General features: G+C 58.3%; 22 protein-coding genes and 1 tRNA gene. 9 read left to right on the top strand and 14 right to left on the bottom strand.

The window, feature by feature from the left end:
- Positions 1 to 2 precede the first annotated feature (2 nt).
- Together bmt and folE are read right to left on the bottom strand one after the other, a co-directional pair.
- The gene (gene bmt, locus IF205_RS06130; RefSeq protein ID WP_259782409.1) at positions 3 to 1,037 is read right to left on the bottom strand and encodes a betaine--homocysteine S-methyltransferase; all 1,035 of its coding nucleotides are present in this window, start codon (positions 1,035 to 1,037) and stop codon (positions 3 to 5) included.
- Between the two features lie 169 nt (positions 1,038 to 1,206).
- On the bottom strand, positions 1,207 to 1,806 hold the full coding sequence (folE, locus tag IF205_RS06125; protein WP_259782408.1) for a GTP cyclohydrolase I FolE: 600 nt from the start codon (positions 1,804 to 1,806) through the stop codon (positions 1,207 to 1,209).
- Positions 1,807 to 2,048: 242 nt separating this feature from the next.
- Here folE and IF205_RS06120 point away from each other — a divergent pair, with 242 nt between their 5' ends.
- The 3 genes from IF205_RS06120 to IF205_RS06110 all read left to right on the top strand — a co-directional run bounded on the left by IF205_RS06120 (position 2,049) and on the right by IF205_RS06110 (position 3,635).
- Positions 2,049 to 2,504, top strand: coding sequence for an iron-sulfur cluster assembly scaffold protein (locus IF205_RS06120; protein ID WP_259782407.1), 456 nt, complete (start codon positions 2,049 to 2,051; stop codon positions 2,502 to 2,504).
- Positions 2,488 to 2,739, top strand: a complete 252-nt coding sequence (gene yidD, locus IF205_RS06115) for a membrane protein insertion efficiency factor YidD (protein WP_259782406.1) — start codon at positions 2,488 to 2,490, stop codon at positions 2,737 to 2,739. The genes IF205_RS06120 and yidD overlap by 17 nt, the downstream gene beginning before the upstream one ends.
- A 68-nt stretch (positions 2,740 to 2,807) precedes the next feature.
- The gene (locus IF205_RS06110; protein WP_259782405.1) at positions 2,808 to 3,635 is read left to right on the top strand and encodes a substrate-binding periplasmic protein; all 828 of its coding nucleotides are present in this window, start codon (positions 2,808 to 2,810) and stop codon (positions 3,633 to 3,635) included.
- Positions 3,636 to 3,650: 15 nt separating this feature from the next.
- On the opposite strand, the gene IF205_RS06105 is transcribed toward IF205_RS06110, so the two are convergent.
- The 8 genes from IF205_RS06105 to IF205_RS06070 form a co-directional block, all read right to left on the bottom strand.
- Entirely contained in the window at positions 3,651 to 4,046 is a 396-nt protein-coding gene (locus IF205_RS06105; protein ID WP_259782404.1) for a RidA family protein, read from the bottom strand.
- A 17-nt stretch (positions 4,047 to 4,063) separates the two neighbouring features.
- Positions 4,064 to 4,489, bottom strand: a complete 426-nt coding sequence (locus IF205_RS06100) for an acyl-CoA thioesterase (protein ID WP_259782403.1) — start codon at positions 4,487 to 4,489, stop codon at positions 4,064 to 4,066.
- A gap of 15 nt (positions 4,490 to 4,504) precedes the next feature.
- Positions 4,505 to 6,145 carry a benzoate-CoA ligase family protein gene (locus IF205_RS06095; RefSeq protein WP_259782402.1) on the bottom strand — a complete coding sequence of 547 codons (1,641 nt, stop codon included), beginning with the start codon at positions 6,143 to 6,145 and terminating at the stop codon, positions 4,505 to 4,507.
- 48 nt (positions 6,146 to 6,193) lie between these two features.
- On the bottom strand, positions 6,194 to 7,378 hold the full coding sequence (locus tag IF205_RS06090) for an acyl-CoA dehydrogenase family protein (protein ID WP_259782401.1): 1,185 nt from the start codon (positions 7,376 to 7,378) through the stop codon (positions 6,194 to 6,196).
- Positions 7,379 to 7,380: 2 nt separating this feature from the next.
- Positions 7,381 to 8,193, bottom strand: a complete 813-nt coding sequence (locus IF205_RS06085; protein ID WP_259782400.1) for an enoyl-CoA hydratase family protein — start codon at positions 8,191 to 8,193, stop codon at positions 7,381 to 7,383.
- Positions 8,190 to 8,672, bottom strand: a complete 483-nt coding sequence (locus IF205_RS06080) for a MarR family winged helix-turn-helix transcriptional regulator (protein ID WP_259782399.1) — start codon at positions 8,670 to 8,672, stop codon at positions 8,190 to 8,192. Before IF205_RS06080 ends, IF205_RS06085 begins: the two co-directional genes overlap by 4 nt.
- Before the next feature lie 3 nt (positions 8,673 to 8,675).
- On the bottom strand, positions 8,676 to 9,440 hold the full coding sequence (locus tag IF205_RS06075; RefSeq protein WP_259782398.1) for an SDR family NAD(P)-dependent oxidoreductase: 765 nt from the start codon (positions 9,438 to 9,440) through the stop codon (positions 8,676 to 8,678).
- A 172-nt stretch (positions 9,441 to 9,612) separates the two neighbouring features.
- Entirely contained in the window at positions 9,613 to 11,913 is a 2,301-nt protein-coding gene (locus tag IF205_RS06070; RefSeq protein ID WP_259782397.1) for a bifunctional salicylyl-CoA 5-hydroxylase/oxidoreductase, read from the bottom strand.
- 267 nt (positions 11,914 to 12,180) lie between these two features.
- Here IF205_RS06070 and IF205_RS06065 point away from each other — a divergent pair, with 267 nt between their 5' ends.
- Positions 12,181 to 13,689 carry a thymidine phosphorylase family protein gene (locus tag IF205_RS06065; RefSeq protein WP_259782396.1) on the top strand — a complete coding sequence of 503 codons (1,509 nt, stop codon included), beginning with the start codon at positions 12,181 to 12,183 and terminating at the stop codon, positions 13,687 to 13,689.
- A gap of 5 nt (positions 13,690 to 13,694) precedes the next feature.
- A complete protein-coding gene (locus IF205_RS06060; RefSeq protein WP_259782395.1) occupies positions 13,695 to 14,579 on the top strand; it encodes a ribose-phosphate pyrophosphokinase in 885 nt (294 codons plus the stop codon).
- Positions 14,580 to 14,607: 28 nt separating this feature from the next.
- Here IF205_RS06060 and IF205_RS06055 read toward each other — a convergent pair whose 3' ends face one another.
- Together IF205_RS06055 and IF205_RS06050 are read right to left on the bottom strand one after the other, a co-directional pair.
- Positions 14,608 to 15,474: a transporter substrate-binding domain-containing protein gene (locus IF205_RS06055; RefSeq protein ID WP_259782394.1), complete on the bottom strand. Its 867-nt coding sequence runs from the start codon at positions 15,472 to 15,474 to the stop codon at positions 14,608 to 14,610.
- A gap of 80 nt (positions 15,475 to 15,554) precedes the next feature.
- Positions 15,555 to 16,040, bottom strand: coding sequence for an Lrp/AsnC family transcriptional regulator (locus tag IF205_RS06050; protein ID WP_259782393.1), 486 nt, complete (start codon positions 16,038 to 16,040; stop codon positions 15,555 to 15,557).
- Between the two features lie 144 nt (positions 16,041 to 16,184).
- On the opposite strand from IF205_RS06050, the gene phhA reads away from it, so the two are divergent.
- Positions 16,185 to 17,036, top strand: coding sequence for a phenylalanine 4-monooxygenase (gene phhA / locus IF205_RS06045; protein WP_259782392.1), 852 nt, complete (start codon positions 16,185 to 16,187; stop codon positions 17,034 to 17,036).
- A 31-nt stretch (positions 17,037 to 17,067) separates the two neighbouring features.
- Here phhA and IF205_RS06040 read toward each other — a convergent pair whose 3' ends face one another.
- The gene (locus tag IF205_RS06040; protein ID WP_259782391.1) at positions 17,068 to 17,877 is read right to left on the bottom strand and encodes an alpha/beta fold hydrolase; all 810 of its coding nucleotides are present in this window, start codon (positions 17,875 to 17,877) and stop codon (positions 17,068 to 17,070) included.
- Positions 17,878 to 17,983: 106 nt separating this feature from the next.
- On the opposite strand from IF205_RS06040, the gene IF205_RS06035 reads away from it, so the two are divergent.
- Positions 17,984 to 18,060: transfer RNA gene (locus IF205_RS06035), tRNA-Arg, on the top strand.
- A gap of 493 nt (positions 18,061 to 18,553) precedes the next feature.
- Positions 18,554 to 19,441 (top strand): transporter substrate-binding domain-containing protein, encoded by an 888-nt coding sequence (locus IF205_RS06030; protein WP_259782390.1) that lies wholly within the window; start codon positions 18,554 to 18,556, stop codon positions 19,439 to 19,441.
- A 112-nt stretch (positions 19,442 to 19,553) separates the two neighbouring features.
- Here the strand turns inward: IF205_RS06030 and IF205_RS06025 are convergent, their stop codons facing one another.
- The gene (locus IF205_RS06025) at positions 19,554 to 20,366 is read right to left on the bottom strand and encodes a helix-turn-helix domain-containing protein (RefSeq protein WP_259782389.1); all 813 of its coding nucleotides are present in this window, start codon (positions 20,364 to 20,366) and stop codon (positions 19,554 to 19,556) included.
- A 225-nt stretch (positions 20,367 to 20,591) separates the two neighbouring features.
- On the opposite strand from IF205_RS06025, the gene IF205_RS06020 reads away from it, so the two are divergent.
- Positions 20,592 to 22,565: a CocE/NonD family hydrolase gene (locus tag IF205_RS06020; RefSeq protein ID WP_259782388.1), complete on the top strand. Its 1,974-nt coding sequence runs from the start codon at positions 20,592 to 20,594 to the stop codon at positions 22,563 to 22,565.
- Positions 22,566 to 22,592 lie beyond the last annotated feature (27 nt).

The following is a 22,592-nucleotide window of genomic DNA, read 5'->3' as shown; positions in this document are numbered from 1 at the left end:
TATCAGCCCCGGCGGCGACGGCGGCGGCGGCCTTCGCCGTCTTCACTTCCGCCACCACCATGGCTGTGTGCGCCACCTGCAGGCATATTGGCCAGCGGCCCCAGAACTTCGATGATCTTCTCGTCGCTGGGCCGTTCACCCGGTTCATAGTCCTTCAAGGAGTCCGCAATTGCCTTGATCACGGTGCCATCGGAACCACAGCAGCCGCCAATGATACGTGCGCCACAGTCACGGGCCATGCGGGCATATTTGCCCATCAGGTCCGGTGTACCGCTGAAGCGGAATTCACCATTCTTGAATTCCGGAATACCGCAATTAGCCTTGGCCACAATCACCGCATCCTCCGGCACGATGGCCGTCATCTGGGAAATGCTGATCACGCTTTCGGTCGGGCCCAGGCCACAGTTCGCCCCGATTGCCGTCGGTGCGGTTTCCAGATGGCTCAGATGCTCATAGGCCTCCTGCGGGGAGACACCCATCATGGTCTTGCCCGCCGTATCAAAGGTCATGGTGGTCACCACCGGCAGGCCGACGGAAGAAGCCCCGGCAACCGCCGCCTGGCTTTCCTCACGGGACGACATGGTCTCAACCCACAGCACATCCACACCACCGTCTTTCAGACCTTTCGCCTGTTCGGCAAAGGCTTCGGTCGCATCGGCAACGCTGAGCGCGCCGACCGGCTCCAGGATTTCACCTGTGGGCCCCATAGACCCGGCTACCACGACCGGGCGGTCGGCGGCATCCGCGACGGCGCGTGCGCGTTCTGCCGCTGCCTTGTTCAACTCGTAGGTCCGGTCCTGCGCATTATGCAGTTTCAGGCGATGGCGGTTACAGCCAAAGCTGTTGGTCAGGATGATGTCCGAACCCGCATCCACATATTCCTGATGGACGCTTTCCACCCGGTCCTTATGGTCCACATTCCACAATTCCGGCGCATCCCCGGTTTCCAGACCCCGTTTGAACAGGCTGGTGCCCATGGCGCCATCGGCGATCAGATAGGGGCGCTTTTCCAAAAGCTCCAGGAACAGGTTGCTCATCGTCTTTCATCCCTTGAATGCATAGGGTGGTATGTCATCACTGTATCTTTGCGTCATACTCCCCTTTGACGGACCACGTAAAGAGAAGATCAAAGATCAGAAAAGCGTTCAGACAAAAAAGGCGGCACATAGCCGTACCGCCTTTTCCTTAACAAATACCCCGCAGGGCCTATTCGATCATCGCCAGGAATTCACGGCGGGTTTCGGGCTGGCTGCGGAACACGCCCAGCATACGGCTGGTCACGGTCGCCACGCCCGGCTTGTGAATGCCGCGGGTGGTCATGCACTGGTGAACCGCGTCGATGACAACGGCAACGCCCTTCGGCTGCAGAGCTTCCTGGATGGTATCAGCGACCTGGACGGTCATGATTTCCTGGGTCTGCAGGCGCTTGGCGAAAATTTCCACCACGCGGGCCAGCTTGGAAATGCCGACCACGCGTTTGTCTGGCAGGTAAGCCACATGGGCCTTACCGATGATCGGGGCGATGTGATGTTCGCAATGGCTTTCGAACGGGATATCGCGCAGCATGACGACTTCGTCGTAACCGTCGGTTTCCTCAAAGGTACGCTGCAGCGTTTTCACCGGGTCGATGTTATAGCCTTCGAAATATTCCTCATAGGCGCGCACCACGCGCGACGGCGTATCGATCAGGCCTTCGCGGTCGGGATTGTCACCGGTCCATGCCAGCAAGGTCCGCACGGCGGCTTCGGCCTCTTCACGGGACGGGCGCTGGATGGCAGCTTCCTGTTTTTTCAAGACATCCTGCATGGGCAGATCACTTTCCTGACTATTCGCGTTGGCTCATCCGTATCTTGGGATGCGGCGCGGGAAAATCAACTCTGTTTCGATCCTGCGCCGATATTGTCCCCTTCCGCCGGGCGGACGGGTCCCAAGCTTTTGCCGCGTTTATCGTTGCAATCCCAAGGGAAGTCAACAATATGAAGGCATGGAATTTGTCTATTCGCGGCAATTCACCGTTCACGGTGCGGAAACATATAGAACGGCCTTCAATGTTAGAGAAACTCTATAATGATCGTATTCTTGCACTGGCGGAAGGCCTGAACAAGGACGACCGCCTGGACCACCCGCAGGCAACAGTGACGCTCGACAGCCCGCTGTGCGGCAGCCGCATCCGTGTTGACCTTGTTCTGGAAGACGGTCGCGTCGCGGAATATGGTCAGCAGGTGCGCGCCTGCGCCCTTGGTCAGTCAGCCGCCGCCATCATGAAAAAGTTGGCCGTCGGCCGGGATGAAGCAGAACTGACCCGGGTGCGCGACCGGATGCAGGCGATGCTGAAACAGGACGGTCCGCCGCCGGGGGGTGACTGGGCGGAACTGGCAATCCTGGAACCTGCGCGCGCGCATAAATCCCGCCACGCATCCATCATGCTGCCCTTCAATGCGATCCTGAAGGCAATCGAACAGATAAAATCCGGCACGGACACACCCGATGACACCACGGCATGATCCCCTGAGCCTGCTGGCGAAGGGCCTGATCTATCTCTATCGCTTTACCCTGTCCTATTTCATCGGACGGCAATGCCGTTTTGCGCCCACCTGTTCGGAATATGCCCTGGAGGCCATTGACCGCTTCGGCGCCTTCAAGGGAAGCTGGCTTGCGATCAAGCGGATCGGGCGCTGCCATCCCTGGGGCGGCAGTGGCTATGACCCGGTACCGCCCGCCGACAACAGGCAGGACTGAGCCCTCTTCCTGTTAACCTCCTCCCATAAGAGTGTTACAATATTTGCAAAAAATGGGAGAGGGCAGCCATGCCTCCAGTTTTGCGGCCCTGCCGAACCTTTCTTTTTCGCCTGTTTCAGGCGGCGCTTTTCCTTTTGCCCTCCCTTGCCGCCGCCTCAGACGACGCTCAGGTTGTCGTCATCGTCGGACCGCCGGACTATCCGCCTTACAGCTATCTCGACGACGGAATTCCACGGGGAATTTTTCATGAGATATTCGCTGAATTGTCCGATCGCATCCCGGACTATCGCATCGAAATTGACGTCCTGCCCTGGAAGCGGGCGCTTAAATCGGTGGAGATCGGACAGCATATTGCGGTGTTCCCGCCCTACTATTGGCCGGAACAACGCCCCTGGATCACCACCTATTCCGAACCCATCCTCAAGGAAACCGTCGCTACCTATTGTCAGCCTCCCATTGCCGCCAGGCCCCGCACCAACTGGCCGGAAGACTATTTCGGGCTACGCATCGGCCTCGGGCTCGGCAGCCTTGCCGCAGGACCGGCCTTTTTCAAGGCTGCGGAAGAAGGGAAGCTGACCCACGTGGCAATTCCGCTGGAAAGCATCATCCCGCATCTTCTGGCAAACAAGGTGGATTGCATCGTGCAGGACACGAATGTTCTGCATTATCAATACCGAAAATACGCCACCCCACGGTCGCTGGGCGAAAAGCTGGAGGTTTACGCAAGACTGGGCACGCAAGTCTCAGAAAACTGGGCCTATCTGGCGTTCAGCAACGACCCGCAGCATCTGTTCCCCTATCAGGAAGACTTCATCCGGGAATTGAATGACGCCATCCGCGCCATGCATAAGGAAGGCCGCATCGATGAAATCGCTGCGGCCTTCACTGCTGACTAGAACGTCCGGAAAGGGTCACCCGTTGGGAATTACGGCCGTGGTCTCGATTTCAACCTTGGCACGGTCCTCGACAAGGGCCACGACCTGAACCAGCGCCATGGCCGGAAAGACCTTGCCCAGGACTTCCCGGTAAACCGCCCCGATTTCCTTCAAGGCACCGAGGTATTCCTGCTTGTCGGTGACATACCAGGTCATACGGGTGATATGTTCCGGCTTTGCGCCACCGGCCTCAAGGACAGCCACGGTGTTCAACAGGGTCTGGCGGACCTGTCCGGCGAAATCATCGGTCTCAAATTCCCCCTCCGGGGTCCAGCCGATCTGGCCCGCAACGAAGACCATGCGGCCTTCTGCGGCCACGCCATTGGAATAACCTTTGGGCTGCGGCCAGCCCGGCGGATTGATGCTCGGCATATCTGTCAAAACCTCATTTATTTGGCCGGTACAGCCTGAAAACGCTGCATCCGTGTTTTTAATTCTTCCGGTATGGCCGCCGCCCTCATGGGGTCGAACGCGGCATAGACCAATACGTGGTTGGCGGCTACCCTCAAATCACCGTCAGGCCCCAGGACCTGCAACAGCAAACTGATCTTCGAGCGCCCGATGTCCTGTACCGTCAAAGACAGGGTCAGTTTCTCATCCAGGCGACTGGGCGCCTTGAAATCCGCTTCCGTGCGCACCGTCGGCACGCCGAAACCCCGATTCAGATGCAACTCCCCGAAGGGCAGCCCAAGGGCCTCATCGAACCAGGTTTCCACCAGCAGGTTGAACATCTCGAAATAGCGTGGATAGAAAACAATCCCCGCCGGATCGCAATGTTGGAACCGCACCGTCAGCGGCATTTCAAAAGCAGCCATCCCCATCCTCTTTCGCTAGCCCGCCCTGGCCAATTCCATCTGACGCAGTTTAAAGCGCTGGATCTTGTTGGTTTCGGTTTTGGGCAGTGTTTCCACGAATTCAACGGCACGCGGATATTTGAACGGCGCAATCGTCGCCTTCACGAAATCCTGCAGTTCCTTGACCGTCTCATCGGAAGCGTCGCGCATATCCTTCAGCACGACAAAGGCCTTCACGATATTGCCGCGACCGTCATCAGGCACGCCGATGACCGCACATTCCGCGACCTTTTCATGCGCCATCAAGGCCTCTTCCACTTCCGGTCCGGAAATGTTGTAGCCGGAGGACACAATCATGTCGTCAGCGCGGGCCTGGAACCAGAAATAGCCGTCTTCATCCATCTTGTAGGCATCGCCGGTCAGGTTCCAACCGTCATGGACATAAACCATCTGCCTGTCATCCGCCAGATAGCGGCAGCCAGTCGGCCCCTTGACCGCCAGACGCCCTACCTCACCCGGCGGCAGCGGCTTGCCTTCATCATCCACGACCATCGCCTGATAACCGGGGATCGGCTTGCCGGTGGCTCCCGGGCGGATATCCTCACCCGCAGCGGAGATGAAGATATGCAGCATCTCCGTCGCACCAATGCCGTCGATGATCTCGATACCGGTCTTTTTCTTCCATTCCTCAAAGGTCGGCAGCGGCAGCGTCTCACCCGCCGAGACACATTTACGCAAGGAAGCGAGCGAATGATCGTCGGACATACCCAGCATCGCGCGATAGGCGGTTGGCGCGGTGAAGCATACCGTCGCACCGAATTCCTCAATCGCCCTGATCAGGTTATCCGGCGCAGGCTTTTCCAACAGCACGCTGCTGGCGCCAATACGCATGGGAAAGGTCACCAGCCCGCCCAGGCCGAAGGTAAAGGCAATCGGCGGGCTGCCGATGAAGACATCCGTCTCGGTCGCCTTCAGGATGGACCTTGGGAAAGCATCGGAAATCGCCATCACGTCGCGATGGAAATGCATCGTGCCCTTGGGCTTGCCGGTTGTGCCGGACGTGAAGGCAATCAGCACCGTGTCATCGGCGGCAGTGTCCACATTCTCGAATGTCGGCGGCTTCAGCGCCATCATGCGCTCCAGCTCCGCCTCGACACCGGCCTCGCCGGAACCGTTGAAATAGCAGACGCGGTTGCAGGCCGGGGCCAGTTCAACCGCGCCTTTCATCTCTTCGGCCAGGCGTTCGTCGCACAGCGCATGGCTGATTTCCGCCCGTTCGATCATGACGCTGATTTCCTTGGCCCGCAGCAGCGGCATGGTCGCCACCACAACGCCACCTGCCTTGGCAATGGCGAACCAGCAGGCAACAAACAGCGGATCGTTGGCCGCACGCACCAGCACACGGTTGCCCGGCACCAGCCCCATATCCTCCACCAGGACGCGGGCGATCCGGTTGGCCTTTTCCAGCATCTGCCCATAAGTCCAGGTCTCACGGCGGGTATAGAAAAGCGGTTTGTCGCCAAAACCCTTTTCAACCATGCTGTCCAGCAGTTCAGCCGCACAGTTCAGCCGGTCCGGGTAATCGAACGGCGCATCCAGAATCAAATCCGGCCAAAGCTCCGGCCGGGGCAGGTTGTCGCGTGTGAACGTATCCACATGCGCGCTGTAGTTGGTCATCGTCTTCTCCCCATCACATATATTTTTTATTGTTGGATCTCGCTTGCTTCAATCGTTCCTGGCCGCCGCATGCAGGGTCAGCGCCTGACGGGCGATAATCACCTTCTGCACTTCCGAGGCCCCTTCATAGATGCGCAGCGCCCGCACCTCGCGATACAGCTTTTCCATCACATTGCCGACGGTCACCCCGTGGCCGCCGAAAAGCTGTACGCCCTTGTCGATCACGCGCTGGGCTGCCTCCGTTGCATAAAGTTTGGCCATAGCCGCCTCGCGGGTCACACGGTCCGCCACCAGATCCTTGGTCCAGGCGGCGCGGTAGATCATAAGTGCGGAGGCATCGACATCCGTCGCCATGTCGGCCAGGCTGGCCTGGGTCATTTGGAGATCCGCCAGCGGCGCACCGAACAATTCGCGCGTCGAACAGCGCTCCAATGCCTCATCCAGCGCACGGCGGGCAAACCCCAGGGACGCCGCCCCGACCGTGGAGCGGAAAACATCCAGCGTCGCCATGGCGATCTTGAACCCCGCCCCGCCGGCACCGAGCTGGGCACTGGCCGGGACGCGGCAATTTTCGAATTTCAGCGTGGCCAGCGGATGCGGCGCAACCACCTCGATCCGTTCCTCAACCGTCAGACCCGGGGTATCCGCATCAACAATAAAGGCACTGAGGCCCTTGGCCCCAGCCGCCTCGCCCGTGCGGGCGAAAACTACATAGAAATCGGCAATGCCACCATTTGATATCCATGTTTTCAGACCATTCAGAATAAAATGATCGCTATCCCGTTCCGCCGTGGTCGCAAGCGCCGCCACGTCTGAGCCTGCTTCCGGCTCCGACAGGGCAAAAGCCGCGATCTTCTCACCCTGGGCGACCGCAGGCAGATAGGCCTGCTTCTGGTCATCAGTACCGAACAAGCTGATCGGGCCGCTGCCCAGCCCCTGCATGGCAAAAGCGAAATCCGCCAACCCGCCGTGGCGCGCCAGTGTTTCCCGGATCAGACAGAGCGACCGGACGTCCAGCTTATCGCGCAACCCGCCATGGGACGCCGGAACGGCATAGCGCAGCCAGCCCCCTTCCGCCAGCTTGGCCACCAGCTCGCGGCAGGTCTCATCAACATCACTTTCCGCATGGGCCAGCTCTGCAATCTCGCGCTCTGCCCAGGCATCCAGATCATAAGCCAGGGCCTTATGCCCCTCATCCAGAAACGGCCAGTCGAGGAAGGAGCGGTCAGCCATGATTAATTCCCCTCAAAGACAGGTTTCCGTTTATTGGCAAAGGCCTCGAAAGCCCGCCCGAAATCCTTGGTCTGCATACAGATCGCCTGGGCCTGTGCTTCTGCCTCGATGGCAGCCTCGAGGCTCATATCCCATTCGCGGTTCAGCATGGTCTTGGTCATCATGTGACCGAAGTTGGGCCCATCGGCGAGACGCTGACCGAAGGCCACGGCCTCATCCAGCAGGGCCTCACTGTCATGCAGTGCATTGAAAAAGCCCCAGCGTTCGCCCTCATCGGCGCTCATGCTGCGTCCGGTATAGAGAAGTTCACTGGCCCTGCCCTGACCGATGACACGCGGCAACAAGGCACAGGCCCCCATGTCGCATCCGGCCAGACCGACGCGAGTGAACAGGAAGGCCGTCTTGGCAGCAGGCGTGCCAAATCGCATATCCGAGGCCAGCGCGATCATCGACCCGGCACCGGCACAAACACCATCAACCGCGGCAATCACCGGCTGCGGCGCATTGCGGATCGCCAGCACCAGGTCCCCGGTCATGCGGGTAAATTCCAGCAGGCCGACCATGTCCTTTTCCAGCAACGGCCCGATGATCTCGAAGACATCACCGCCGGAACAGAAATTACCGCCTGCGCCATGGATCACCACCGCCTTCACGTCGTCGCAGTAACGCAGGTCGCGAAAGGTATCGCGCAGCTCTGCATAGCTGTCGAAAGTCAGCGGGTTTTTCTTTTCCGGGCGATCCAGGGTGACAACAGCCACATCGCCTTTCATCTCCCAGCGGAAATGCTGTGGCTTCAAACCGGCCATTTTCCTCATTTGTGCTCGTCCTCCCGATCCCGTTCAACCGACGCCTGGGTGCGGCCCAGCAGGTCGGCCAGTTGTTCCATATCCTTGTCCGACAGATCGCCCAGCATGCTGTCAATCCAGCCCTGATGGACCTGCGCCATTTCCCTGAAACGGGCCCGGCCCTCTTTGGTCAGCGAGATGAAGGACGTGCGCCGGTCTTCCGGCGGCGACCAGCGCATCGCCAGTTCTTCCTTGACCAGCCGGTTGACCACCCCGGTCACATTGCCGTTTGAGACACGCAGGCGTTCCGACAACTGCCCCATGGAAAGCCCCTCATTTTCCGAGACCTGGTCCAAGGCTGCCATCAGGTCGAATTGCGGCAACGTCACATTGAATTTTTCACGCAGCCGGGTCCGCACTTCGCGCTCGATGGAATTCGCACTGTCCAGCAGGCGCAACCACAGGCGCAGGCGAGCTTTCTCATCCGTGGGGGAAAATACTTTCGTCATGCCTTACATCACCTCACCGCCAGCAATGGCGATTGATTGTCCGTTGATGCTGTCGCTGTTGGCGCCGCAAAGCCAGGACACGGTTTCCGCAACCTCATCGGGTTGAACCAGACGTTTCTGCGGGTTGTTCTTTGCCAGTTCCATCCGTGCCTCGTCTTCGCTGCGCCCGGTTTTGTCGATGATCGTCTGGACTGCGCCGCGCACCATGTCCGTTTCCGTATAACCGGGACAGACCGCATTCACGGTCACGCCCTTGCGCGCCAGTTCCAGGGCCAAGGTGCGCGTCAGGCCGACAACTGCATGTTTCGCCATCACATAGCTCGCCACATAGGGATAGGCCTTGAGACCCGCCGTGGAGGCGACATTCACGACCCGGCCCCAGCCACGATCGACCATGCCGCCCAACACCGCCTGGGTGCAGGTCCATGTACTGACCGTATTGATTTCCAGCATCCGGCGCAGATCGTCGCCGGTCTGCTTCAGGAAAGGCGCACTCAAGGCCGCCCCGGCATTATTCACCAGAATTTCGACCGGCCCGAAAACCTCGACCGCCTCCTGGATTGCGGCATTCACCGCCGCCTCATCCGTCACGTCGCAGGAAAGCGCCTGCCCCTGCGGCAGGCTGCTTGCCACTGCAAGCAACGGCTCCAGAGACCGGCCAAGCACGGTGACTTTCGCCCCATCGGCAGCCAGGCGGCGGGCGACGGCCTCACCGATCCCCTTGCCACCCCCGGTGACCAATACGTGTTTTCCTGTAAGGTCGGTCATGCTCACCCTTTCTTGCCTTAATTTGGCCCGTCATGCGCGGGCTTGACCCGCGTACCCACGAAGAGGCTGTCGTCCCGGCGTAGACGCGTTCCACCAGAAAGGACTGTGCCCTCGTGGGTGGCCGGATCAAGTCCAGCCATGACGATCTTATTTTCAAGTCGCGCGGCCAAGCCTACACCACCAATGCCATTTCTGCGGCTTTCGCCAGATTGCGTTCCAATTGCGCGCCACCAGCCTCATATTGCCTGGGCCAGGGGATATCCTTCATACCCAGTTCCGCCATGGCATGCAGGGTCCAGTATGGGTCCGCCAGATGCGGCCGCGCCAGACAGCAGAGATCCGCGCGCCCTGCCATGATGATGGAGTTCACATGGTCGGTTTCATAGATGTTGCCGACCGCCATGGTCGCCACACCGGCCTCGTTGCGGATACGATCGGACATGGGCGTCTGGAACATGCGGCCATAGACCGGCTTGGCCTCGCGGGAGGTCTGACCGGCAGACACGTCGACGATATCGACACCTGCGGCCTTGAATGCTTTGGCGATCTCTACCGACTCTTCCGGCGTAATCCCCAGATCACCCATCCAGTCGGTGGAGGAAACACGCACAGACATGGGCCTGTCTTCCGGCCACAAGGCACGGATCGCGTTGAATACTTCAAGCGGATAACGCAGGCGATTTTCCAGACTGCCGCCATATTCGTCACTCCGCTTGTTCATCAAGGGTGTGATGAAGGACGACAGCAGATAACCATGGGCGCAGTGCAATTCCAGCAGGTCGAATCCACAGCGGATCGCGCGTTCGGTGGCGGCCAGATAATCCGCCTTCACCCGGTCCATATCCTCACGCGTCATCGCACGCGGTGTCTGGTTTTCCGGCGACCAGGGCACATCGGAGGCCGCATAGATCGGCCAGTTGCCCTCTTTCAACGGCGCATCCATCACCTCCCAACCCAGTTGGGTGGAGCCCTTCGGCCCCGCATGGCCAAGCTGCAGCCCGATTTTGGCGTCCGAACTGCCATGGACGAAATCGACAATGCGCTTCCAGGCGGCTTCATGCTGGTCATTGTAAATACCGGTGCAGCCCGGAGAGATGCGCGCGTCCTGACTGATATTGGTCATTTCTGTCATGATCAGCCCGGCCCCGCCCATGGCGCGGCTGCCGTAATGCACCAGATGCCAGTCACTGGGCAGGCCGTCTTTGGCGCTATACATGCACATGGCACTGACCACCACGCGGTTCTTCAGGTCCATGCCGCGCAACTGGAACGGCGTGAACATGGGCGGCAGCGGGCTTTTCGGTTTGAAACCCGTCGCCTTTTCCGCAAACCAGCTTTCCAGTTCCTCCAGCCATATCTTGTCCCGCAAGCGCAGGTTTTCATGGCTGACGCGTTGAGACCGGGTCAGCAGGGAATACATGAACTGCATGGGTTCCTGATCGGTATAACGGTCCAGATCCTCAAACCATGTCATGGAGTTGCGTGCAGAGCTTTGCAGGCGGATCACCTCCAGCCCACGGGTCTCCTGATATTCCTCCAGCACCTCATTGAGGGGACGTCCGTCGTGCAGCATCCGCGCCAGGTCAATCGCATCCTCGACCGCCAGTCGCGTACCGGACCCGATGGAGAAATGGGCCGTATGCGCCGAATCCCCCATCAGGATTACATTGTCGTGATACCACTTTCCACAGGTCACCCGCGGGAAGTTGATCCAGGCATTGCCGCGCAGGTGCTTGGCATTGTTCATCAGACTGTTGCCATCCAGATAGCGAGCGAAAATCCGCTCGCAAATCTCGATTGTGCCATCCGTATCGGTCTTATCGAAACCGAGCCCCTTCCAGGTCTCCTCGGAACATTCCACGATGAAGGTCGAGGTTTCGGCATCGAACTGATAGCAATGGGCCCAGATCCAGCCATGCTCCGTCTGCTCGAAAATGAAGGTGAAGGCATCCTTGAAATTCTGATGCGTGCCCAGCCACATGAATTTATTCGGGCGATTATCGATATCCGGCTGGAATGTATCGGCATAGAGCGCGCGGACCTTGCTGTTCAGGCCATCCGCCGCGATCACCAGATCCGCCTCTTTCTGGAAGCGCTCGATATCCTCCGGGGTTACCTCAGACTGGAATTCCAGCTTCACACCCAATTCCCGGGCCCGGTCCTGCAGGATCAATAAAAGCTGTTTACGTCCGATACCGGAAAAACCATGCCCGCCGGAAGTGATGCTCTCCCCCTTGAAGTGGATCGTCAGATCATCCCAATGAGCAAAACGGCCGCGGATCGCCTCGGCGCTGACAGGGTCGTTTTCCGCCATCCGGTTCATGACGTCGTCCGACAGCACCACACCCCAGCCAAAGGTATCGTCACTGCGGTTCCGCTCCACCACGGTCACGTCGTGGGACGGGTCCTGCAACTTCATGGAAATTGCGAAATACAGACCTGCGGGACCACCCCCGACACAAATGACTTTCATTGGAACGCCTCCCTTACGGCTTACTATTCTGATTTTTATTTTAAGCTTAAAATATATTTCGTCAAGGGACCCGTGACCAGTGCAGAAACAGAAAGTCATTCCAGACAGTTGAGATGCGTCAACGAAGGCGCATCCCTTACCATCTACGTTGCGCCCACCAACCCGCAGGGCAGAGCGACGATTATCCTGTCATCGCGGCTCGGCTGCGGTATAATTCTCCGGCATTTGAGACACTTGCCGGCAAGTGTGAAAGGACGAGAGGGCTCCTTGAAAAACCAGCATCATCACAATTTGCTACGCCTCACGCGTCTGGGGATCGACACCCATGACGAGGCGGTCGTCTATATGCGCAAGGATTGCCATATCTGCCGGGCGGAAGGTTTTACCGCCCATGCGCGCATCCTGATCCGATCCAACGGCAATTCGGTCATCGCCACACTGAACACCACAAGCGACAACCTGCTCCCCGCCGGTCATGCCAGCCTGTCCGAATCGGCCTGGGAAAGGCTGGATGCCAAGGAAGGCGACCTGGTTTCCTTCGAACATCCACGGACGGTCGACTCGCTCAGCTATGTCCGGGCTAAAATTTACGGGCACCGGCTGGATGATGCGGAATTCGACGAAATCATGCGCGATATCGTGGCCGGACAATATTCCGACATCGAACTGTCATCCTTCGTTACCGCCTGTTCCTCACGAGACCTGAACCGCGACGAGATGATCGGCCTGACCCGCGCCATGATCAATGTGGGCGACCATCTGGACTGGGGCACGACGCCGATCGTGGACAAACACTGCATCGGCGGCCTGCCCGGCAACCGGACGACACCGATCGTCGTCGCCATCGTCGCGGCCTGCGGACTGGTAATGCCCAAGACCTCATCGCGCGCGATCACCTCACCCGCGGGAACCGCCGACACAATGGAAACTCTGGCCCCGGTAGACCTCAGCCTGGACGACATGCGCCGGGTCGTGGACCGCGAGGGCGGCTGTGTTGTCTGGGGTGGTGCGGTTGGTCTCAGCCCCGCCGACGACCTGCTGATCCGCGTTGAACGCGCGCTCGACATTGACAGCGAGGGACAACTGGTTGCCTCTGTCCTGTCCAAGAAGGCCGCCGCGGGCGCGACTCATCTGGTGCTGGACCTGCCCATGGGCCCCACCGCCAAGGTCCGCAGCCAGGCGGACGCCACATCCCTCGCCGGCAGCCTGCTCAGCACCAGCCGCGCGCTGGATATAAAGGCGCGCACCATACAGACCGATGGCACGCAACCGGTCGGTCGCGGCATCGGCCCCGCGCTGGAAGCCTGGGACGTATTGGCCGTACTGCAGAACAAGGAAGATGCCCCCGCCGATCTGCGGGAGCGCGCCCTGCATCTGGCGGGCAGCCTGCTTGAACTGGCGGGCTATGCCCCGGACGGCGAAGGCATCGAGACTGCGGGTCGGGTGCTGACGGAGGGAAAGGCCTGGGAGAAATTCCAACGCATCTGTGAGGCCCAGGGTGGCATGAGGGAACCGCCCCGATCCCATCATCAAAGCGTCATCAAGGCCTCACATGCAGGGCTGATTACCAATTTCGACAATCGCCGTCTGTCCCGCACGGCCAAATTGGCCGGGGCGCCGCATGCCAAGGCGTCGGGTCTGGAAATGCATTGCAGGCTGGGGCAGACTGTGGCGGCAGGAGAGCCCCTGTTCACCCTGCACGCCGAAACCCATGGCGAGTTGAACTACGCGATGGGCTATGTCCGCAATCACCCCCTGATCATCGAGGTAAAATAGGCTGCATGACACCGCTGATCTTTCCCCTGCCCGGCAATGAAGCGACGGCACAAGCACTGGTAACGGCCCTCGATGCGGAGATGGGCGCGCTTGAAACGCGGCATTTTCCGGACGGCGAAAGCTATGTCCGGTTTCTGACACCGGTCGACGGCCGAAGGGTCATCCTCGTCTGCACACTGGACCGGCCGGACGCACGGATTATGCCGTTGATTTTTGCAGCCAGCGGCGCAGGCGAGCTGGGTGCGAAAGAGGTCGGGCTGGTCGTGCCCTATCTCGCCTATATGCGCCAGGACACGCGCTTCCACCCCGGAGAGGTCGTCACTTCCACCCATTTTGCCGGACTTCTCAACCGTTGTATCGACTGGCTGATAACGATTGACCCGCATCTGCACCGGCGCAAGAGCCTGTCTGAAATCTACGACATGCCGACCCGCGTCCTTCAGGCCGCCCCGGCGATTGCCGCCTGGATCAAATCATCCGTCGACAAGCCTGTGCTGGTCGGCCCCGACGCCGAAAGCGAACAATGGGTCCACGCCGTTGCCGACCTGGCCGGTGCCCCTTTTCTCGTCCTTGAGAAAACCCGCCACGGCGACCGTGACGTGGAGGTGACTGTCCCGCAAGTGGAGCAATGGCAGGACCATACGCCGGTCTTGGTGGATGACATCATCTCCACCGCGCGCACCATGATCGAGACGGTCAATCACCTGACCGGAACGGCCATGCCTGCCCCGGTCTGCATCGGCGTCCATGCGGTTTTCGCAGGCGGTGCCTATCAGGACCTGCAGGATGCCGGAACGACCCGCATCGTGACCTGCAACACCATCCCCCACGAAAGCAACGGGATCGACCTCACATCGCTGCTGGTCGACGGCGTACGGGAAATGTTCTGAGCAGAAGGCGACCTGCTGCGGCCAACAGTCAGAACTGCTGCCAATACTTCTCGGGGATTGCCTTCACCTGCTCACTGAGGAACGGGTTGGGAAGGTGAAAGCTGCGCCGCGTTTGGGGGTGCCCCTTGCCCAAAGCTGCCTTGATCATCGGGTGATTGTAGAAATTCTTCATGAAAGCGCCGTTTTCATAGGCCGTCTTCAGACCCTGCTCGATTAAATCGTGACGCCGCTGGTCTTCCTTCTTCACGTAAAAGAAATGGTCGAAGCGGTAGACGGCCATCAGGTTATCATCGACCATCAGGTTCGGGTATTGCCCGCCACGCTGTTTCATTTCCACGAATACCTCCTGGATACCGCGGTTGAAGGCGTCAAAACGCCTGCGGCCCAGCATCTTCCACAGGCTTTCATATTGCCCGGTCGCCACGGTAAACCCAGCCGCGCGGAAGATGTCGGTATCCAGCCAGCCAATTCCAGACCCGATGGTGACGCTGCGGCGGAAGTCATCCAGGCTCCTGATCCCGGCGAGGCGTTCGCGGTCTTCCCTCCGGATCACGAAAACCCGATACCCCAGCAATCCCCGCGTAATGGGTATATCCACCTGCAGGAAATAGTCCTCCCGCCATTTCGCATATCCTGAAAAGAACACGTCAATCGCGCTCTGCCCCTGTTCCATCAACATGAAAACACGCTTTTGCGTCAAATTGGGCATCGGGACGATTTCAAGCTCATGCTCACCCGGCGCGTATTTCAGCGCCAGCCTCATGACGCTGATCTCATAGTCGAAGATTTCGGGATTGCCGTGCAGAATGCCCAGGCGAAATGTTTCCGCCCCCGCCGTCCGCCCCACAGCTACGACGAACAGGAACAGGATTATCGCAAAGCCGCGCCAACGCATACAGCCCCTCCCTCTCCGCATCATGTCGACGCAAGGATAGCACGAATTCCCGTAATAAAAGAAAGGCCTAAACCAGTCGTTCACTCCACCGCGAGATGGCCCAGCGGAAGCGCCCTTGTGTTCTTCAACTCTTCCAGCACGAGGCCGGATTCCACATCCTGCACGTTATGCAGGCGCAACAGGCGATGGGTGGCGAAACGGCCATAGCTTTCCAGGTCTGGTGCATGCACCAGAAGCAGGAAGTCGGACCGGCCCGTCATGGAGAAAAACCCGGTGACCTCCGGCATGGCGACGACGGCGTCAACAAAGGCCTGAACCTCTTGCTCATCATGGTTTTTCAGTTTCACCTGACAGGCCGCCATCACGCCCAGCCCGATCTTCTTGCGGTTGACCCGGGCGGAATACCCCTCGATCACGCCCTCCTCTTCCAACCGCTTGACCCGGCGCAGGCAAGGCGACGGCGACATGCCGATACGGTCCGCCAGTTCCACATTGGAAAGGCGGCCTTCCCGCTGCAGGACTTCGAGAATTTTCCGATCGGACTTGTTGAATGAAATACCGGTCATTTTCCTCCCCAAGATAGACAACAATATTAAATATATGACCTTTCTACTGCGATATAAGGATATATTAGCCACAAAACACCCCGGCCGTAATGATAAAATGCCCGCAAAAGCAAAAAGCAGGCAATTTCCGGGAGACAAAAACACATGGACTTTTCCAATCTGCGCGGCGACTACAGCAATATCTGGCCCGACTATACCGTCGAGCAGGACTGGTCCGGCTACACCGACGAAGAACATTCCCTCTGGCGTCGGCTGTACCGGCGCATGATCGGCCTGATGCCGGACCATGCGGCGCAGGCCTATTATGACGGGTTGCAGCGCCTGGACTGCGCAGACGGCGTGCCCAACCTGGAAAAGGCCAGTGACAAGCTGGAGAAACTCACCGGCTTTCGCCTCGTGGCCGTGCCCGGCCTGGTGCCGGACGACGTCTTTTTCGATCATCTGGCAAACCGGCGCTTTCCCGTCACCGTCTGGCTGCGCACGCCGGAGGAATTCGATTATCTGGTGGAACCGGACATCTTTCACGACTTCTTCGGCCATGTGCCCCTGTTGAGCGATCCGGTCTTTGCCGATTTCCTTGAGGCTTATGGCAGGAAGGGTCCTGAGGCGATCAAACATGGCGGGCTGAAATGCCTCGCACGGCTCTATTGGTATATGGTCGAATTCGGCCTGATCAACACAGACAAAGGCCTGCGCATCTATGGCGCCGGGATTCTGTCGTCCAGCGGTGAGACCGTCTACAGCCTGACCGACAAACGCTCCACCCGCATCGGCTTTGACCTGGAACGGGTCATGCGCACGGATTACGCCATCGACGACTACCAGAAGACCTATTTCGTGGTGGAGAAATTCGAGGACCTGTTCGAGGCCTGCGAACGGGATTTCGTGCCGATCTACAAGAAATATGCCGAGGCCGAACCATTTCCCAAAGACACCGTCCTCGCGACCGACCGGCTCTACGAAGCGGAAGCACCAAGCGTTCCCATGGCCGGTTAGGTGCCCCCCCTTCGGGCCCTTCCGAAGGGGGCTACTTTAATGAAGTAACCGCGGCCACCCGCCCCACGCTTTCCGCAATATAGGCCTTTATCCGCGCCATTTGCGTAACGGTGAAACAATGCCGGCGCGCGGTGCTATGCGCCTTTGCCGGGCGGCTTTCACAGGCCGTGCCGTTAATCGCCCGCCAGGAAAGTGTTTCGAAATCCACACCGGGAATATCGGCCAGGAAGACCAGGTCCCGGGGCCGATTATAGGCGTCTCCCTCAAAGGCATAGATCAGCGCCTTCATCTGCGTCATTTTCTTAATTTCAGAAATTTCGAAATCCTGCCAGGCCTGCAGATCGGCGCTGCGCCCCTGCCAATGCCCTGCGAAGGCGGGCGCCGTTGCGATAATCGCATTGAATTTCTGCGGCGCTTTCCGGGCAACAACCATGGACGACCACGCCCCGGCGGATTGCCCGGCCAGGAATAGCTGTGCGGCGGGCACACCCTTGGCCCGGAACAAATCCAGGGCCGCCTCGATTTCCTCCGCCCGGTGATAGATATAGTCATCCCCGAAGACATCCGAGCAGAGGTAATAGACATAGACCGTTCGGCCCGCGATCGTCTCCCCGGTCAAATCCCGCCAGATTTCCGGCGTATCCCTTTTGTTGCATGCCGACGGCCTGTCCACACGGGCGGTCCCGTGATTGTAGATCACAACAATCTTGCGGGCAGGATCGGCAATCTGGAATGCCTGGTTTTGGTCCACAGTCGGCCCCGGCGGGAAGAAATCGCTCCTGCTTACCTCACATCCCGCCAACACAAAAAACCAACAAAGCAGGATAATACTGTGCCGCATTCCTCTCCCCTTAAAAGACAGGGGGAATTATCGCGGTACCATCGTAACCGTCAAACCAAATGTCCGGTTGAAGCCCGGCCATTCATGGGTTAAAGAAAAACCCAGTGGTCCCGTAGCTCAGCAGGATAGAGCGACAGATTCCTAATCTGTAGGTCACAGGTTCGAATCCTGTCGGGATCACCATCCCCCCTGTCGCGTGTCACAGTTACTGTCACTTTTTGTCAGAGTTATTGTCCAACTTTGCCAAAGTTAGTGTCACTCTCTGGAATCTGGTAGCGCAGAGCACGTCAATTCTTCAGATGGCATTGTCACGTTAACTGACGTGTGAATAGTGCTGGTGATAGGGTTCGGCTATGAAAAGCATCTCATATTGCCGCCACTGTTTCCCAAGTGCCATCATCCAGCATGCTTGTCTGGCTGTATTTCTGGTTCTCGCTCAGTTACCGCGTCTAGATGGCTAAAAATCCGCTTTTCATACGGAAAGTTGATCCATGATTCCAAGATGTAGCCTATTTTGCTATCATTGGGGGTGAACATAGGAGCCATCCGGGCAATGAAAGTATACACGGGTTTTGACACCCTCACTCCGCCCGTTGAAACGAAGAGTACCCCCGGCAGTCCGGGAACGAAAAAAAGATATTGCCGTCTCGGCAAGGGGTTGGGCCGGGAAGGTCGAATGCGCCACTTGCTGTCAAAAGTAGCATTCGCTGCGATCTTTGCGTTTCTTGCCCATGTGTCGCTCCTGTGGTCTGAATCCGCCATTGCAAAACCCGTCGAAATCGTTGTTGGCGTCTCGGACAGCCTTGCACCACGCATTATCCGGACCTGGCAGCAATATCCGGACGCCTGCGCGCAGGATGAATTCTTCTCGGCGGAGTGGCTGCGCACGACACTGGAATTCTTTATCCTCTGCCGGGCCGTTCGGCTGGGGGGAATCGAGGCAACATATTCCTTCAAGAACTATCCAAATTCCGCCCGCACGCGCGTCGAACTGAAAAAAGGGACGGTCATGATCATGGTTGACTTCCCATGGGGAGATTTCGCCAACGATGAAAGCCTGTACAAGAGCACCGCGGTTCTGCCGGTGGGCAGCTTCGTCAAAGGCCTCTATACCCGCCCCGACCACAAGGCTGTGCTATCCGTCAAGTCGCTCGAAGAATTGAGGAAATTCAGGGCTGCTTCCAGTAGAAACTGGCTATATGACTGGGAAGCCCTGGAGCGCATGGGTGTCCCAAAGGTCAGCGTCCCCGAATATGTTCAAATGGGCATGTTGGTTCTACATGGGAGAGCCGATTACTTCGTCGGCGAATTTCCGGGCGCAGATGACTTGTCACAGTATATAAACGGCAAGAAGTTCATCCCCGTTCCCGGATTAAAAGTCGTTCTGCCCGGGTCCCGGCATGTCGCCCTTTCCAAGAAGTTCCCTCACTCCAAACAGGTATTCGATGCCCTTCAGGTTGGTTTATACGACATGCGTGCTAGGGGCCTCATTCAAAAGGGCTATCGCAAATCCGGATTTTTCAATCCCAAGGTTGAACACTGGGAAGCGATCTGTTGCGACTGACACCACGGGAACAGGAGAAGAGAACATGCGGTTCCCTCTGTTGCTGCGCATGGCTAAGCCCTGACAGGAAACAGTTATTAAATGCAGTCCTGATAATGGAAGAGAGAGCGAGCTAAGGTTCATCTACATCCAGAACATAACTGCCTTCAGGAATGATGTTGTTGATCATCTCAAGAATGGACGGAGAGAGCCCGGGTGAATCCGCCTCAAACAGTCCAGAACCGCGCAACGCCTTACGAACATCAACATCGCGCCCCAAATATTCGAGTACTACTTTCGATGCGCCGGGCCGCCGACCGCGCCGGACCGGGCCGCCGGTCTGGATCCCAGCCAGAACGTCTACTCTGCTGCGATAACAGGGATAAAGCGTAACCTGTGTCAGGGAGTTCTTTTGCAGGGTTTCGTATTCCACGATGTAAATGCGGTCCGCCAGGAAGAAAACCGCCCCATCATATTTGTTCAAGGCAGTCGTTTTCCCCGAAGACGATGTGCGTATCAGCTCGATATTTTTCCAGAAATATTTTCCGTTTTCCTCGTAAATCGTAGCAAGGGACTTGATGATCTTGCCTGCATTCCCGAAGGAATAGAAATAGCGGTAATAATATCCAACATACCGCTCCAGGCTTTGGCTGGTTTGGTACAGGGTCTCCAAATGCCGCATCGGCTTGCTGAGCGCGCTCTCCGCCACCGGGCGGCGTTTGACCGCAATCATGTTTTCAAACTGGGCCGGTTCAAGTAGGATTTCCGCTTCCGTCACACCGAAGAAATCGCAGATACGCCGCATATTGCTGCGCGACGGCCGCGACCTGCCGCTCAGGTATTTGTTAAACTGCTGGCGGTTGAATGACAGCTTCCGGCATACTTCCGCAATTGACGGATGGTAACTGCACAACAACGACAGGTTGGCGGCAAATTCCCCTGACATCTGTTGATCCTCTCCCCAGGACTGCTCATCTGTGATCCAACAAATAAAGCATACTGAAGCGCTTATCGTGTCAAGTCGCGAAATGTCGCGCAATTGTAATAAGACGCGATCTGGCGCGACAATGGCTGCTGTTGATGCACAGCCATCCAATTCCGTTTTCTCTGAGTGGAGTCGTCCATGAAATACGTGTCGTCCTTTCCCTGCGCGATAAAAGAAACAGAACATATGGAAGTACCGATGCCGGATGGCTGCATCCTGGCTGCGCGGGTATGGATGCCGGAAGACGCCGGAGATAAGCCGGTGCCCGCCATTCTGGAATACCTACCCTATCGAAAGAATGACTATACCGCAGGCCGCGACGCATCCATGCAGCCCTATCTGGCGGGCCATGGTTATGCGGTTGTCCGCCTTGACCTGCGCGGGGCCGGTGATTCCGAAGGCCTGATGAAAGACGAATATCTGGCGCAGGAACTTCAGGACGGCTTTGACGCCATTCAGTGGATTGCCGACCAACAATGGTGCGACGGCAATGTCGGCATGATCGGCATTTCCTGGGGTGGTTTCAACGGTTTGCAAATCGCTGCCATGCAACCGCCAGCCTTGAAAACGATCATCACCTTGTGCTCGACAGACGATCGCTATGCCGACGACGTCCACTATATGGGAGGCTGCCTTCTGGGTGAGCAGCTCTCCTGGGCGTCGATCATGTTTGGCCGCAATACCCTGCCACCCGACCCCCGCAATGTAGGGGACCGATGGCGAGACCTGTGGATGGAACGCCTCGAAGGCAGCGGCCTTTGGCTGAAAAACTGGCTGGAACACCAGACACGCGACAGGTTCTGGAAACACGGTTCCGTCTGCGAAGACTGGAACGCTATCCAGATTCCCGTATATGCAGTCTCCGGTTGGGCGGACGGTTATTGCCGCAGTGTCTTCAGGCTGATGGAAAACCTGAAAGGCCCCAAAAAGGGCCTGATCGGTCCGTGGGCGCATAAATACCCGCATATCGGCGAACCGGGCCCGGCGATCGGCTTCCTGAAAGAGGAACTGCGCTGGTGGGATCATTGGCTGAAAGGCAAAGAGACCGGCATTATGGATGAACCGACGCTGCGCCTGTTCATGCAGAAAAGCGTGGCGCCCAAAGGCTGGCACGAAAGCCGCGAGGGCCGCTGGGTCGCGGAACCAAGCTGGCCGTCGCCGAATATCGACCGCACATCCTTCCATCTTGGCGCGGACGGCATATTGGGGCGCGACAAGCCGTCGCAATGCGGCGCACTGACACATCAGTCTCCGCTGGATGTCGGCATGGCCTCCGGCAAATGGTGCGGCTATGCCAAGCCGGGTGATGCCCCGATTGATCAGCGTGGGGACGACGCTGGAAGCCTGTGTTTTGAGACGGCACCACTGGAGACGCCGCTGGAGATGGCCGGCGATGCCAATCTGACCCTGAAACTGTCTGTGGATCGCCCAATGGCTCAGGTTGCCGCACGTATCGTTGATGTTGACCCGAATGGGCGATCCACACGGGTTTCCTATGGCGTTCTGAACCTGACCCACCGGAACAGTCATGAACATCCCGAGCCCTTGGAGCCGGGCAAAGTCTATACCGTCACCGTGCCAATGAAGCATGTGGCGCAACAATTCGCCGCCGGACATCGCATACGACTTGCGATTTCAACCAGTTATTTCCCAATGATCTGGCCAGCACCGGAGCCGGTAACCATGACACTGCACACCGACGGCAGCACCTTGGAGTTGCCCCTGCGGGAACCGGTTGCGGCGGATAACACCCTTGCAGACTTCCTGCTCGCCGAAGCGGCGACAGCGCTGGAAACCGAACAGATCGAAGAGCCCGACTGCTATTGGGAAATCGTCAATGACGCTGAAACAGGTGCTGTGGAGATGCGTCTGGCTGACGGTGCCGGTCTGTACAAAATCGTCTCGAACGACCTCACGGTGAAAAACCAGGGATACGAACGCTACCGCATTCATCCGGACGACCAGTCCTCCGCGGAAGGCGAGGTCTTCTGGGAATGTGGCTTCAAGCGCGACGACTGGTCCATGCGTAGCGAGACTGCCACCCGCCTGACCTCCGACAAGGACGACTTCATCATCGAAGCATCGTTGAAGGCATGGGAGGGCGACGAGTTGGTCTACAGCCGGGAATGGGACAAACGCATCCCACGCAACCTGGTTTAACAGACAAACCTCACCCCCGGGGTTCGT

Origin of the sequence: Aestuariispira ectoiniformans (assembly GCF_025136295.1) — a bacterium.
GTDB classification, from domain to species: domain Bacteria; phylum Pseudomonadota; class Alphaproteobacteria; order UBA8366; family Aestuariispiraceae; genus Aestuariispira_A; species Aestuariispira_A ectoiniformans.
This window is presented reverse-complemented; position numbering and strand designations above follow the sequence as displayed.